Annotated in this window: 11 protein-coding genes and 1 pseudogene; 5 read left to right on the forward strand and 7 right to left on the reverse strand. The window is 68.3% G+C overall.

Translation table 11 applies throughout. The features are described from left to right. Window positions 1-112: 112 nt before the first annotated feature. The 3 genes from AC07XS_RS06290 to AC07XS_RS06300 form a co-directional block, all read right to left on the reverse strand. Complete coding sequence (locus AC07XS_RS06290; protein WP_054764246.1) at window positions 113-415, reverse strand: winged helix-turn-helix domain-containing protein; 303 nt, start codon at window positions 413-415, stop codon at window positions 113-115. Further along, window positions 415-1,038: a hypothetical protein gene (locus tag AC07XS_RS06295; RefSeq protein ID WP_054766769.1), complete on the reverse strand. Its 624-nt coding sequence runs from the start codon at window positions 1,036-1,038 to the stop codon at window positions 415-417. The genes AC07XS_RS06290 and AC07XS_RS06295 overlap by 1 nt, the downstream gene beginning before the upstream one ends. 255 nt (window positions 1,039-1,293) lie before the next feature. Then, window positions 1,294-2,739 carry an AMP nucleosidase gene (locus tag AC07XS_RS06300; protein WP_054764247.1) on the reverse strand — a complete coding sequence of 482 codons (1,446 nt, stop codon included), beginning with the start codon at window positions 2,737-2,739 and terminating at the stop codon, window positions 1,294-1,296. 128 nt (window positions 2,740-2,867) lie between these two features. On the opposite strand from AC07XS_RS06300, the gene AC07XS_RS06305 reads away from it, so the two are divergent. Both AC07XS_RS06305 and AC07XS_RS06310 read left to right on the forward strand, forming a co-directional pair. Further along, a complete protein-coding gene (locus AC07XS_RS06305; RefSeq protein WP_182713893.1) occupies window positions 2,868-4,112 on the forward strand; it encodes a multidrug effflux MFS transporter in 1,245 nt (414 codons plus the stop codon). An 84-nt stretch (window positions 4,113-4,196) separates the two neighbouring features. Further along, the gene (locus AC07XS_RS06310; protein ID WP_182713892.1) at window positions 4,197-6,149 is read left to right on the forward strand and encodes a M1 family metallopeptidase; all 1,953 of its coding nucleotides are present in this window, start codon (window positions 4,197-4,199) and stop codon (window positions 6,147-6,149) included. Between the two features lie 179 nt (window positions 6,150-6,328). Here the strand turns inward: AC07XS_RS06310 and AC07XS_RS06315 are convergent, their stop codons facing one another. Beyond that, on the reverse strand, window positions 6,329-6,760 hold the full coding sequence (locus AC07XS_RS06315) for a DUF488 domain-containing protein (protein ID WP_182713891.1): 432 nt from the start codon (window positions 6,758-6,760) through the stop codon (window positions 6,329-6,331). 404 nt (window positions 6,761-7,164) lie between these two features. Here AC07XS_RS06315 and AC07XS_RS06320 point away from each other — a divergent pair, with 404 nt between their 5' ends. The 3 genes and pseudogenes from AC07XS_RS06320 to AC07XS_RS06330 all read left to right on the forward strand — a co-directional run bounded on the left by AC07XS_RS06320 (window position 7,165) and on the right by AC07XS_RS06330 (window position 10,465). Continuing rightward, entirely contained in the window at window positions 7,165-8,142 is a 978-nt protein-coding gene (locus AC07XS_RS06320) for a complex I NDUFA9 subunit family protein (protein ID WP_182713890.1), read from the forward strand. A gap of 85 nt (window positions 8,143-8,227) precedes the next feature. Continuing rightward, window positions 8,228-10,102 (forward strand): annotated as a pseudogene (gene recQ, locus AC07XS_RS06325) (DNA helicase RecQ); the annotation flags it as partial. 66 nt (window positions 10,103-10,168) lie between these two features. Beyond that, on the forward strand, window positions 10,169-10,465 hold the full coding sequence (locus AC07XS_RS06330) for an endonuclease domain-containing protein (protein WP_444581308.1): 297 nt from the start codon (window positions 10,169-10,171) through the stop codon (window positions 10,463-10,465). Between the two features lie 163 nt (window positions 10,466-10,628). Here the strand turns inward: AC07XS_RS06330 and AC07XS_RS06335 are convergent, their stop codons facing one another. The 3 genes from AC07XS_RS06335 to mutM all read right to left on the reverse strand — a co-directional run bounded on the left by AC07XS_RS06335 (window position 10,629) and on the right by mutM (window position 13,295). Further along, window positions 10,629-11,525, reverse strand: coding sequence for an alpha/beta fold hydrolase (locus AC07XS_RS06335; protein WP_182713888.1), 897 nt, complete (start codon window positions 11,523-11,525; stop codon window positions 10,629-10,631). Between the two features lie 53 nt (window positions 11,526-11,578). Then, window positions 11,579-12,364 carry an enoyl-CoA hydratase gene (locus AC07XS_RS06340; protein ID WP_182713887.1) on the reverse strand — a complete coding sequence of 262 codons (786 nt, stop codon included), beginning with the start codon at window positions 12,362-12,364 and terminating at the stop codon, window positions 11,579-11,581. Window positions 12,365-12,431: 67 nt separating this feature from the next. Then, window positions 12,432-13,295 carry a bifunctional DNA-formamidopyrimidine glycosylase/DNA-(apurinic or apyrimidinic site) lyase gene (gene mutM / locus AC07XS_RS06345; protein ID WP_054764254.1) on the reverse strand — a complete coding sequence of 288 codons (864 nt, stop codon included), beginning with the start codon at window positions 13,293-13,295 and terminating at the stop codon, window positions 12,432-12,434. Window positions 13,296-13,377: the final 82 nt, after the last annotated feature.

The following is a 13,377-nucleotide window of genomic DNA, read 5'->3' on the forward strand; positions in this document are numbered from 1 at the left end:
GAACCGCTTCGCGGTTCCGCTGAAACGGTGAATCAGGCTCCAGATTAGAGCGAGAGCATGATTCACGCTTCTGTCGGAACCGCAAAGCGGTTCCGTCCGAAACGATCATGCTCTAGCGCGCCGGCAGCAGGCCCGCCATGGCGTCCAGATAGGCGACGAAGGCGGCGCGGCCCTCTTCGGTCAGACTGGCCTGGGTCAGGGGCTTGCGGCCGATGAAGCTCTTGGTCACGGCGACGAAGCCCGCCTCCTCCAGCTTCCTCAGATGGACCGACAGATTGCCGTCGGTCGTCTGGAGCCGGGTCTTCAAGGTGTTGAAGTCGGCTGTGTCCGCGCCGGACAGATAGGCCATGATCCCCAGCCGGATCCGCCCGTGGATGACCTCGTCGATCCGGCTGATGTCGAAGTCATCGGCCATCAGACGATCTCCGACGGTTCCTGCCGCATCAGGATCAGACCGGGGACCAGGGCGACGGCGGCCAGGACCAGGGCATAGACCAGATAGATGGCCGGACTGTCCGCAAACCAGGCTATGGCGACGGCGCCGGCGTAGGACAACAGGGCCGTGACGCTCATCCACCGCACGCGCGTCATGGCCGCCGCGACCATCCAGGCCGATCCATAGGCCGTCAGAACCACCGTTGGCATGACCGCCATCCAGGCCCAGCTTCCACTCTTCACCGACAGGGCGGTGAGGGCCAACCAGGTGACGAAGATGCCGAAGCCCACGCCGGACCAGGCCGCGCCCACCGCCCGATTGCCCGACGAATTATAGCCGGGGCGTCCCTTCATCCGCCCGATCAGCACGACCAGGGCGGCCGCGAAGACCAGGGCCGAACCGATCCAAAGCCAGAGCGCCGCCCAGGGATTCAGCGCGATCAAGTCGGTCTTGAGCGCCCACTGCCCCAGGCTGGCGCCTCCGAAGATGATGGCCGCAGCCACCAGTATGGGGCCCGCCAGCAGGGGCGCGTGCCGACCTTCGTGAGCCAAAGCCCGCATATAGGCGATGTCGTCTTGGATCGTCTGCGTGTCGCGCGTCATGGCGAACTCCTCCTGAAATCCGATGATCACAGGATGCACAATGCGCTTTGCATTGTAAAGCGCTTTCTTGATCTGCGACAGCGAACAGACCTTCCCCCGCTTGCGGGGGAAGTGTCAGCTCGTCGAGCGCAGCGAGACGGCTGACGATTGGGGGAAGTCTTCTTTTCAAGTGAAAACTCCCCCTCCGACCCTGGTTCGCAGCGCGAACGCCGGGCCACCTCCCCCGCAAGCGGGAGAGGGTCTATCGCGCCCCTCTTAACGGAACGGCGGCTCGTCGAAGGCGCGGAGCTTGCGGGAGTGGAGTTTCGGTCCCTCGTCCCGCATCAGGCCGACCGCCTGGATGCCGATCTGCAGATGTTCCGAGATCGAGCCTTCGTAGAAGCGGTTGGCCTGGCCCGGCAGTTTGATCTCGCCGTGCAGCGGCTTGTCCGAGACGCACAGCAGGGTGCCGTAGGGCACCCGGAACCGGTAGCCTTGCGCGGCGATGGTGGCGCTTTCCATGTCGATGGCGACGGCGCGGCTCTGGTTGAAGCGAAGCGCCGACTTGGAATAGCGCAGCTCCCAGTTCCGGTCGTCGGTGGTGACCACCGTGCCGGTGCGCAACCTCAGCTTGACCTCGTCGCCCGGCATGCCGCTGACCGACTTGGTGGCGTCATAGAGGGCGCGCTGGACCTCCGCGATCGAGGGGATCGGAATGTCCGGCGGCAGGACCGCGTCCAGTACATGGTCGTCGCGCAGATAGGCGTGGGCCAGCACATAGTCGCCGATGGTCTGGCTGGCGCGCAGACCGCCGCAGTGACCGATCATCAGCCAGACGTGCGGACGGGTGACCGCCAGATGGTCCGTGATCGTCTTGGCGTTGGACGGGCCGACGCCGATATTGACCAGGGTCACTCCTTGGTGGCCCGGCGCCGTCAGGTGATAGGCCGGCATCTGGTGCTTCTTCCAGGCCGTATCGCTGATCGCCGTCTCGGGATTGGGGGTGTCGCGCGTGATCACCACCCCGCCGGCGCAGGACAGGGTCTGATAGGGGGTGCCCGGCGTCTGCAGCTGTTCGATGGCCCAGCGCACGAACTCGTCGACGTAGCGGTTGTAGTTAGTGAACAGGACATAGGACTGGACGTCGTCCACCGGGGTTCCGGTGTAGTGTCTCAGCCGCGCCAGGGAGAAGTCGGTCCGCAGGCCGTCGAAATGCGACAGGGGGAAGTCGCCGCCCATGTCGAACAAGCCATCGGCGATCTCGTCGCCGATGTGGGCCAGGTCCGTGGTCGGGAACCAGCGCGCCAGGGCCGCCGTCATCGACCGGTCCAGCGCCACCTCCAGTCCGTCGGTCACATAGGGGAAGGGGATTTCCTGGTTCGAAATCCCGACCTCGAAGGTCGCGCCGTATTCCTTTTCCAGCAGACCCAGCTGTTCGGTCAGATAGGGGCGGAACAGGTCCGGCCGGGTGACGGTGGTCGAATAGACCCCCTGTTTGGCCAGCCGGGCATAGGCGCGCGGCTCCAGGTCCTGGGGGCGATCCCCGTCCCAGCGGATGCGAAGTTCGGGATAGGCGAACACCCCTTCGGCGCGTTTGACCGGATCGGGCCGGGCGCCGGTGTTGACGAAATCCCGCACGGCGTCGCGCAGGTTGGTCACGGATTGGGTGTAGAGGGTTTCGAGGCGGTCCAGCGCCGCCTGTGCTGTCATCTGTTCTGTCATGACTTCCTCTAGCGAAGCTTCATGACATTGGCGAGGCGCCCGGCGTTCAACCTCGATTTCGCTGCATTGCAGCAATTTATAGCCGGCGACTGGTTGCGGTTCGCGGCGCGGCGGGGCATCTGGCCCGGATGTCCGTTTCCGCCGCGTCAGCCCCCGCCAGAAGAGAACCCGGATTCGTCGAGTTCGTCTGTCTGATCGCCCTGATGATGGCGCTGAACGCCCTGGCGATCGATTCCATGCTGCCCGCCCTGCCCGCCATAGGCGCCGACCTGGGGGTGACGAACGAAAACAGCCGTCAGTGGGTGGTGACCGCCTATCTGCTGGGCTTCGGCGGGGCGCAGCTGATCTATGGTCCGGTCGCAGACCGGTTCGGGCGAAAGCCGATCCTTCTGGCCGGGGTCGGCCTCTATGTGGTCTTCAGCCTTCTGGCGACCCTGGCGCCCACCTTCGAGACCCTGATCCTGGCGCGGATCGGCCAGGGGCTGGGCAGCGCCTGCACCCGGGTGCTGGCGGTCTCCATCGTGCGCGACCGCTATGAGGGCCGCACCATGGCGCGGGTCATGTCGTTCAGCTTCCTGGTCTTCCTGGGCGTGCCCATCCTTGCGCCGTCGCTGGGGCAGTTGATCATGCTGGTCGGGCCGTGGCGCTGGATCTTCGCGGGCCTCGGCCTGATCGGCGTGGCCCTGATCGTCTGGGCATCCTTACGCCTGCCCGAGACCCTGAAGCCGGAGGATCGTCTGCCGATCCAGGTCAAACGCCTGACCTCGGCCTATCGCACCGCCCTGACCGACCGCACCGCCATGGGCTACACCCTGGCCATGACGGCCATCACCGGCGCCCTGTTCGGCTTCATCAACTCCTCGCAGCAGATCTTCGCCGACGTCTTCGACGCCGAGGCCGTCTTCCCCGCCGTCTTCGCCCTGATCGCGGGCGGCATAGCGGTCGCCTCCCTGGTCAACGCCCGACTGGTGGTGCGGCTGGGCTCGCGCAAGATCTCCCACACCGCCCTGATCGGCTTCACCACGGTGTCGGCGGTCCATGCGGCGGTGGCGCTCAGCGGCCATGAGACACTGATCACCTTCGCCGTCCTTCAGACCCTGACCATGTTCTGTTTCGGCCTGATCGCCGGGAACTTCGGCGCCATGGCCATGGAGACCATGGGCCATATCGCCGGCACGGCCGCCTCGATCCAGGGCTTCATCTCCACCATCGCCGGCTCCCTGCTGGGCTTTGCGGTGGGTCAGCAGTTCAACGGCACCACCGTGCCCATGTCCCTCGGCTTCACCGTCTTCGGCCTGACGGCCCTGGCCCTGGTCCTGTTCGCCGAGCGGGGCTGGCTGTTCCGCGCCCATCACGCGCCACCGACCGCATAGGCTGCGGCCGCGTCGAGGCTTGATCTTTTTCGCGTTTCCGCGCGTTCTCCGGGCCAAGCTCATGATCTGATCCGGAAAGCCTCGATGACGCGCAAAGCCTTCGGCCTCGTCTCCGCCCTCGCCCTCGCCTCGGCCCTGGGCCTTTCGGCCTGTTCGACCACGACCGGAAGCGCGGCCCTGGCGCCGCCGGCCGTCGCGCCCGCCCCCGGCCCGGACGCCGTCGACAGCCACACCTACGCCCGTCCCGAGATCGCCCGCGTCGTCGATGTGGCCCTGGACCTGACCGCGAACTTCGAGGCCAAGGCCCTGTCGGGCACGGCGACCCTGGACATCCTGGCCGTCCCCGGCGCCAACGAGATCATTCTCGACATCCGCAATCTGGACATTCAGGACGTGCGCGACGCCTCGGGTCAGCCGCTGCGTTACGTCGTCGGCGACAATGACGCCGTCAAGGGCCAGCCCCTGACCGTCTATTTCCCGGCCTTCGCGCCCAACGAACGGCGCAAGATCACCGTCCGCTATTCGACCCGGCCCGATGCGGCGGCCCTGCAATGGCTGTCGCCCAGCCAGACGGCGGGCGGTCAAAAGCCCTATCTGTTCAGCCAGGGCCAGGCCATCCTGACCCGCACCTGGGTGCCGACCCAGGACAGCCCCGGCATTCGCCAGACCTATTCGGCCCGCATCACCGCGCCCGCCGACCTGACCGTGGTCATGAGCGCCGACCATCTGACGCCGAACGGCGAGCCGGCGGGCAACGGCATGAAGACCTGGCGCTTCCGGATGGACAATCCGATCCCGCCCTATCTGATCGCCATCGGCGTCGGCGACATCGCCTTCGCCCCCTTCGACGAACGCACCGGGGTCTGGACCGAGCCCAGCCGCCTGCGCGCCGCCGCCCATGAGCTGGAGCCGACCGCCGAGATGGTGGACGCGGCCGAAAAGCTCTACGGCCCCTATCGCTGGGGCCGCTACGACCTCTTGGTCCTGCCGCCCTCCTTCCCCTTCGGCGGGATGGAGAACCCCAAACTGACCTTCGCCACCCCGACCATCATCGCGGGCGACCGGTCGCTGGTCTCGCTGGTGGCGCACGAACTGGCCCACTCCTGGTCCGGCAATCTGGTGACCAACGCCACCTGGAACGACTTCTGGCTGAACGAGGGCTTCACCGTCTATTTCGAGAACCGGATCATGGAGTCGGTCTATGGCCATGACCGCGCCATGCAGGAACAGGTTCTGGGCTGGGGCAGCCTGCAGGACACGCTGAAGTCCCTGCCCGCGCCCGACACCCGCCTGCACCTGGATCTTCAGGGCCGCGATCCCGACGACGGCATGAACGACATCGCCTATGAGAAGGGCGCCCTGTTCCTGCGGACCGTCGAACGCACTGTGGGCCGGGATCGGTTCGACGCCTGGCTGCGCGGCTATTTCGACCGCAACGCCTATCGCCCCATGACCACGGCCATGTTCCTGGACGACATCCGCACCCATCTGGTGAAGGGCGACGCGGCCCTGGAATCCCAGCTTCAGCTGGACGCCTGGGTCTATCAGCCCGGCCTGCCGTCCAACGCCGTGGCGCCCGTTTCGAACGCCTTCAAGCCGGTCGATGACGCGGCATGGGCCTTCTTTGTCGGCAAGGGCCCCGCCTCGGCCGTCCCCTGGAAGGACTGGAACACTCAGCAGCGCCAGCGCTTCCTCGGCTGGCGCCCCCCGGTTGGAAACGGCAGCGGCGACTGGCTCACCGACGCCCAGCTGGCGGACATGGAGCGCACCCTGAACCTGGCGAACGAGGGCAACAGCGAACTGACCTTCGCCTGGCTCCAGATCGCCCTGGCCCACCGCTATCAGCCCGCGGTCGCCACGGCCGAGCGGTTCCTGACCAGCCAGGGCCGACGCAAATTCGTCCTGCCCCTGTTCCAGACCCTGTGGAACGAGGGCGACTGGGGCCGGCCCATCGCCCGCCGCATCTACGCCGAGGCCCGGCCCCTGTATCACCCGGTGACCAGCGGCTCGGTCGACGACCTGGTGGGCCGGCCGTAAGGCAAAAGACCCTCTCCCGCTTGCGGGAGAGGTGGCCCGGCGTTCGCGAAGCGAACCAGGGTCGGAGAGGGGGAGTCTTATTTCAGAAGAAAAACGCCCCCCATCGTCGGGCGTGTCGCTTCGCGCCATGACCTGACGCTTCCCCCGCAAGCGGGGGAAGGTGGGCCTCGCCAACACCCCTACAGATTGACCACCGTCGCCCCGTCCTCCTCCGCCAGCCGCTCGGCCAACACCGCGCGGTGGCATCCCGCGTGATCGGCCTCGAAACACAGCAGGGCCACGCGCTTCTCCCCCGCCAAATCCTTCAGCCGCGCATACTCCAGCTGGGCCTGGGGCTCGGCCAGATGGTCGGCGAAAATCGCGCGCATCTCGGCGACATGGCCCTTGCGGGCCGCGTCGCGACCGGCCTTGGGCGTGCCCAGCCCCCGCAGATGCAGATAGTCGATCCCCTCGGCCTTCAGGCTTTCGCCCAGGACCGTCTTGGAAAAGCCGGCGCGGCGCGAGGCGGCGACCGCCCGGACGTCGATCAGCAGATCGACCCCGGCGCCCTTCAGCCGCCCGATCACCTCCGCCTGGGTCGCCCCCTCATATCCGATGGTGAAAATCTGCATGGGCCCTAGATGGGCGAGCGCCGCTCGATCGCCAAGCCGCCCTCAGCCTTTCCAACCGCTTAGGACTCCAAACCCGCCTTCTGCGCCCCTGGGCCGCCCGCCGTGCGACAGTCGCGGATCGACGGGGACGAGCGGAGGCGGCGGACGGGCGAAGAGATCGGATCGGACAGATCGGACACTTCGGACACCTTTTTTGGGAGCGCGCGACCGCGCGAACCGGACACATCGGACACATCGGACACTCTTTTTCAGGAGCGGACGACGGCGCGGATCGGACAAATCAGACACATCGGACACATCGGACACTGTTTTTGGTTTCCTCCCGCCCGGACCGGGTCGCCCGCGTTGCGATGCGGCGCCCCATCGGCTATCCCGCCGACACGGAATTCACTGGAGCTTCTCCCATGGCTGACCTCGCCCCCGGCGTCGTGACCCTCTTCGGAGGTTCGGGCTTCATCGGAGCCCAGGCGGTGCGCGCCCTGGCCCGTCGCGGCTGGCGCATCCGCGTGGCGGTGCGCAACCCGGTCCTGGCCATCGAGGTCCAGACGGCCGGCGATCCGGGCCAGATCCAGTTCATGCGCTGCGACGTCACCAGCGCCGAGGATGTGGCGGCGGCCGTGCGCGGCTCGAACGCCGTGGTCAATCTGGTCGGCGTCCTGCACGACGGCGGCGGCAAGCGCGGCTTCAAGAGCGCCCACGTCGAGGCCGCCAGGAACATCGCCCAGGCGTCCAAGGCCGCCGGCGTCGAACGGGTCGTCCAGATCTCGGCCATCGGCGCCGACGCCGACAGCCCCTCCGCCTACGCCCGCACCAAGGGCGAGGCGGAAAACGAGATCCGCGCCGTCTATCCCGACGCCGTCATCCTGCGTCCGTCCCTGGTCTTCGGCGCCGACGACGGCTTCCTGAACCGGTTCGCCGCCATGGCGACCCTTGCGCCCGCCTTGCCGCTGATCGGCGGCGGCAAGACCCGGTTCCAGCCGGTCTATGTCGGCGATGTGGCCGAGGCCGTGGCCCGGGCCGTGACGCGCGGCGACGCGGCCGGCCGAACCTATGAACTGGGCGGACCGGATATCTATACCTTCCGCGAAGTGCTGGAGCTGGTGAAGCGGGAGACGGGTCGCGACCGTCTGCTGGCGCCCATTCCCTTCCCGGTCGCCCGGCTGCTGGGCTCGCTGCTCCAGACCGTCAGCCTGATCGGTCTGACCCCGCCCCTGACCCGCGATCAGGTCGTCATGCTGCAGAAGGACAATGTGGTCTCGCCGGGCGCCGAGGGTCTGGCCGCGTTGGGCGTCGTCCATCCGGCCAGCATGGAGTCGATCGCGCCCTCCTATCTGTACCGTTATCGCGTCGGCGGCCAGTTCGCCCCCTCGCCCGCGCACTGATCCGTCCCCAGCCGCGTCAGCCGCTCGGCCGTGAAAGCGGTCAAAGGGGCTTCGCAGGCCGGAACAAAGAGTGCACAACCTTCGGATGCCGGCCCTCCAGACCCAGCCCCGCCCCGCCACGACGCCCGGTCTGGCCGACGCCCGCTCCCTGCTGTCGCGGGTCTGGGGCCATGGCGACTTCCGCGGCCTGCAAAGCCAGGTGGTGGCCGAGGTTCTGGCCGGGCGCGACGTCCTGGCCGTCCTGCCGACCGGCGGCGGCAAGAGCGTCTGCTATCAGATCCCGGCCATCCTTCGCCCCGGCCTGGGCCTGGTGGTCTCGCCCCTGATCGCCCTGATGACCGACCAGGTCGAGGCCCTGAAACAGCAGGGGGTGGCGGCCGCCCGGCTGGATTCCGGCGTCTCGCTGGACGAACGGTCGGCCATCTGGGCCGCCGCCCGCTCCGGCGCTCTGGACCTGCTGTACGTCTCGCCCGAAGGCTTGGCGGCCGGAGCCATGATGGACCGGCTGGCCGAGCTGCCGCTCAGCCTGATCGCCATCGACGAGGCCCACTGCGTCAGCCAGTGGGGCCACGACTTCCGCCCCGACTATCGCAACCTGGGCCTGCTGGCCGAGCGCTTCCCCCACGTCCCGCGCATCGCCGTGACCGCCACGGCCGACGCCCGCACGCGCGACGACATCCTGCGCTCGCTGCGGCTGGAGGGGGCCCGGGTCTTCGTCGACAGCTTCGCCCGCCCGAACCTGCAGCTGTCGGCCGAACGCAAGGAGAGCGCCTCGCGCGCCAGGACCGACGCCCGCGTCATCGAACTGGTGCGCGAACGGCGCGGCAAGTCGGGCGTAGTCTATTGCGGCAGCCGCGACGGCTGCGAACGCGTGGCCCAGGCCCTGCGCGACGCCGGGACCAACGCCATCGCCTATCACGCCGGCATGGATACGAAGGAGCGCGACCGCCGTCTGGAGCGGTTCCTGGCCGAGGACGGGGCCGTCATGGTGGCCACCATCGCCTTCGGCATGGGGGTGGACAAGGCCGACGTCCGCTTCGTCATCCACGCCGATCCGCCCGGCAGCCTGGAGGCCTATTGGCAGGAGATCGGCCGGGGCGGCCGGGACGGCGAACCGGCCGAGGGCATCACCCTGTACGGCCCCTCCGACATCGCCTGGACCCTGCGCCGGCTGGACGGCCGCCCGATGGCCGAGGAGGTCAAACAGGTTCAGGTGCGCAAGGCCCGCCAGCTGTTCGCCATGCTGGACGGCGCCGTCTGCCGCGCCCAGGCCGTGCGCCGCTATTTCGGCGAGACCGACGCGGCCCCTTGCGGCGTCTGCGACATCTGCGGCGACCCGCCCCAGACCTATGACGCCACCGTCCCCGCCCAGAAGGCCCTGGCGGCGGTCCAGCGCCTGGGCGGCCGGTTCGGCCGGGGCCGGGTGATCGACCACCTGACCGGCCGCACCAAGGACGTCCAGCCGTGGGAGCAACAGCTGTCCACCTGGGGCATAGGCGCCGACGTCTCGCCCAACGGCTGGCGCGACATCGTCGACCACCTGCTGTTCGAGGGCCTGCTGGTCGAGGATCCGAACGACGGCAAGCCCCTGGTCGGCCTGGGCGAGCCCGAGGCGGTGCGCGCCGTGTACAAGGCCGAGCGCAGGATCGAAGTCCGCCGCGCACCGGTGCGCGCCTCCAGTTCCAGCTCGGGCCGCCGCGACCGCTCTGGCGAGGGCCGCAACGCCGCGCTCGAGACCATGGACGCCGACGTCCGCGCCCGCTTCGAGCGCTTACGCGCCTGGCGCCGCGACCGTGCTTCGGAACAGCACGTCCCGCCCTATGTCATCTTCCAGGACAAGACCCTGCTGGAGATCGCCCAGGCCGAACCCGGCGACCTGACGGCCCTGGCCGCCCTCCCCGGCGTCGGCCAGTCGAAACTGGACCGCTACGGCAAGGGGGTGCTGGAGACGTTGGCGCAGGGTCTGGAGCCCGAAGAAGGTCGTTCGTCCGACATCATCGACAAGGCGCGCGATCTGCGGCGGGACATGAGCCTGCCCGAGGTACAGCTATGGCAGGCGCTGCGGGGCGAGAAATTGGGCGGGCTGAAGTTCCGCCGTCAGCATCCCATCGCCCCCTATGTGCTCGACTTCTACTGCGCCGGCGTTCGACTGGCGGTCGAGATCGACGGCGACAGTCACGACGGCCGTGCGGCGCAGGACGCGCGCCGCGACGCCTTCCTGCTCGAGCAGGGCATACGCACCCTGCGTATCGCGGCCCGCGATGTGCTGAACGATCTGCCCGCCGTCACCGATCACATTTATCGCGAGGCCAAAGGCCGATAAGACCCTCTCCCGCTTGCGGGAGAGGTGGCCCGGCGATCGGCGCAGCCCATCCAGGGTCGGAGAGGGGAGTCTTCCTGCAAGAAACAAGACTTCCCCCATCGTCAGCCGTCTCGCTTCGCTCGACGAGCTGACACTTCCCCCGCAAGCGGGGGAAGGTCTGTGCTTACCCCAAAAATCGCTCCACCGCCGCCTGGAACCGCGCCGGTTGGTCGATCATCACCTGGTGGTCGGCGCCTTCGATGCGGACGAACTGGGCCGGACGCGGCAGGGTGGAGAAGCCGTAGCGGTAAAGCCCCTCCAGCCGGTTGCGTGGATTGTTCGTATCCCGCGTCCAGCCGTAGACCACCGTGACCGGGGCGGTGACGTCGCGCAGCCGGGGCCGCAGATCCACGGTCAGGGCCTCGTACAGCCCCTGGGCCAGAACGCGCCGGTCGCCGCCCTGAAGGCCCAGGCCGTCGAACACCATGTCCCCTGCCAGACCCAGGTCGCCGCCCAGGGCCGAGACCTGGCCCTTCAGCGCCTGGTCGCCGAACAGCATCAGGGCCTGATAGCCCAGCCGCGCCAGGGGCTCGACCTCGCGCGTCGTGACGCGGGAATCGACCAGGGCCGGAAAGAAGGGGGCGGAATCGACCACCATCACCCGTCCCACCCGGTTGCGCATGTCCGCCGCCACCCGCAGCGCGATCTGACCGCCCAGGGAATGGCCGATCAGAGCGGGCCGGGACAGCCTGTGCTCGCGGATGTAGCGTTCGATCTCCAGCGCAGCCGGGGCGGCCAGGGCGCCGCGGGCGTTGGCGCCGATGTCCGTCTGACCAAAGCCGCGGATCGTCACCAGATGAACCCGATAGCGGCCCTCCAGCTTGTCCGCCGTCGACCGCCAGGCCGCCCCGGTCGATCCCAGGCCGGGGATGAAGATCACGTCCGGCCCCGCGCCCCGCGTCTCCACGATGATCCGGTCGGAGCGGAAGGCGGGCAGGAACGCAGCCGACCCCTGAGCCGAGGCGGCTCCGGGCAGGACGACGAACAGGATGGCGAGGAGCGAGACAAGAAGGCGGCGCATGGTCCGCTCCTAACGCCGGATCACGGCGATCGGTTGACGGCTGCGGCGGTCGGTCACCGCCCCTTGAAGTCGGGTTTGCGCTTTTCGACGAAGGCGGCCATGCCCTCCTTCTGATCGTCGAAGGCGAACAGGGAGTGGAACAGGCGACGTTCGAAACGGACGCCCTCGGTCAAGGTCGTCTCCAGGGCGACATTGACCATCTCCTTGTTCATCATCACCGCCAGGGGACTTTGCGAGGCGATCTTGGCGGCCGCCGCGCGGGCCTCGTCCAGCAGGGCCTCGGGGGCGACGACGCGGCTGACCAGGCCGGCGCGCTCGGCTTCCGCCGCATCCATCATCCGGGCTGTCAGGATCATGTCCATGGCCTTGGACTTGCCAACCAGGCGGGTCAGCCGCTGGGAGCCGCCGATGCCGGGCGCCACGCCCAGATTGATCTCGGGCTGGCCGAACTTGGCGGTCTCGGAGGCGATGATGAAGTCGCACAGCATGGCCAGTTCGCAGCCGCCGCCCAGGGCATAGCCCGACACCGCCGCGATGATCGGCTTTCTGAACCGGGTGATCCGGTCATGGCCCAGGGCGAAGAAATTGCCCTTGAACATGTCGGCGTAGGACTGGTCCGCCATCTCCTTGATGTCGGCCCCGGCGGCGAAGGCCTTGGCCGAGCCGGTCAGGATCAGGCAGCGCACGCTGTCGTCGGTCTCGACCGCGTCCAGGAAGGCCGCCAATTCGCCGAACAGGGTCGAGTTCAGGGCGTTCAGCGCCTCGGGCCGGTTCAGGGTCACGACCGCATAGCCGTCGGCGCAGCGTTCGATCAGAAGGGTGGAATAGGCGTCGGCCATGTGCGGTCTCCTCTGTTGACGCCGGTCATAGAGGATCGACGGCCGTTCGTCATGACGGCCGGTCGCCTCAGCGCTTCTGGCAGGACGGGCAGTAGAAGGTGGAGCGTCCGCCCTGGACGATCCGGGCGACCGTCCCCGTGCAGCCCTCGCCCCGGCACGGTTCGCCCTCGCGGCCGTAGACGTCGAACCGGTGCTGGAAATAGCCTTGGCCGCCCTCGGCGTTGGCGAAGTCCTTCAGGGTCGATCCCCCGGCGGCGATGGCGTCGTTCAGCACGTCGCGGACCACCGAGGCCAGGGTCTCCAGCCGCGCCTTCGACAGCGATCCGGCCGCCACCAGGGGCGAGATCCGGGCCCGGTACAGGGCCTCGCAGACATAGATGTTGCCCAGGCCGGCGACGATCCTCTGATCCAGCAGGGAGACCTTGATGTTCTGGCTCTTGCCCGCGAAGGCCTCGGCCAGATGGGCGCCGGAAAAGCCATTGCCCAGCGGCTCGGGCCCCAGGCCGGCGAACCAGGGGTGGGCCTCGACCTGGGCGGTGGGGATCAGGCCCATGAAGCCGAACCGGCGCGCGTCGGCGTAGCCGATCCGGGTCGCAAGGCCGTCGCGCTCGGCGCAGCCGCTGAAATGCTCGTGCTTGCCCGCGATGGGCGCCGCCTCCTCGAACTCGCCCAGCTGGGCGCCGTCCAGGGTGAAACGGCCGGTCATGCCGAGATGGGTGATCCAGGTCTCGCCGGTGGACAGGGGCAGAAGCAGATATTTGGCTCGCCGGTCCACGCGTTCGACCGTCGCCCCCTCCAGCCGCTCAACGAAGCCTTCCGGGAACGGAAAGCGCAGGTCGGGCCGGTTGATCCGCACCCGCGACAGACGCGCGCCCGCCAGCACCGGCGTCAGGCCGCGCCGGACGGTTTCGACCTCGGGAAGTTCAGGCATGGGGCGCTCCTAGCCGGTCTTGGAACCTAGGCCAAGTCGATCGTCCGTGCTCGCCCCGATGTTCGGAAAACATTGTTCGTAA

The organism is Brevundimonas sp. GW456-12-10-14-LB3, assembly GCF_059424365.1.

Coding starts and splice junctions, on each gene's coding strand:
- AC07XS_RS06330 (WP_444581308.1), top strand. CDS start 10,169: ATGAGCCTGCCCGAGGTACAGCTATGGCAGGCGCTGCGGGGCGAGAAA.
- AC07XS_RS06310 (WP_182713892.1), top strand. CDS start 4,197: ATGACGCGCAAAGCCTTCGGCCTCGTCTCCGCCCTCGCCCTCGCCTCG.
- AC07XS_RS06315 (WP_182713891.1), bottom strand. CDS start 6,760: ATGCAGATTTTCACCATCGGATATGAGGGGGCGACCCAGGCGGAGGTG.
- mutM (WP_054764254.1), bottom strand. CDS start 13,295: ATGCCTGAACTTCCCGAGGTCGAAACCGTCCGGCGCGGCCTGACGCCG.
- AC07XS_RS06305 (WP_182713893.1), top strand. CDS start 2,868: ATGTCCGTTTCCGCCGCGTCAGCCCCCGCCAGAAGAGAACCCGGATTC.
- AC07XS_RS06290 (WP_054764246.1), bottom strand. CDS start 415: ATGGCCGATGACTTCGACATCAGCCGGATCGACGAGGTCATCCACGGG.
- AC07XS_RS06335 (WP_182713888.1), bottom strand. CDS start 11,525: ATGCGCCGCCTTCTTGTCTCGCTCCTCGCCATCCTGTTCGTCGTCCTG.
- AC07XS_RS06320 (WP_182713890.1), top strand. CDS start 7,165: ATGGCTGACCTCGCCCCCGGCGTCGTGACCCTCTTCGGAGGTTCGGGC.
- AC07XS_RS06295 (WP_054766769.1), bottom strand. CDS start 1,038: ATGACGCGCGACACGCAGACGATCCAAGACGACATCGCCTATATGCGG.
- AC07XS_RS06340 (WP_182713887.1), bottom strand. CDS start 12,364: ATGGCCGACGCCTATTCCACCCTTCTGATCGAACGCTGCGCCGACGGC.
- AC07XS_RS06300 (WP_054764247.1), bottom strand. CDS start 2,739: ATGACAGAACAGATGACAGCACAGGCGGCGCTGGACCGCCTCGAAACC.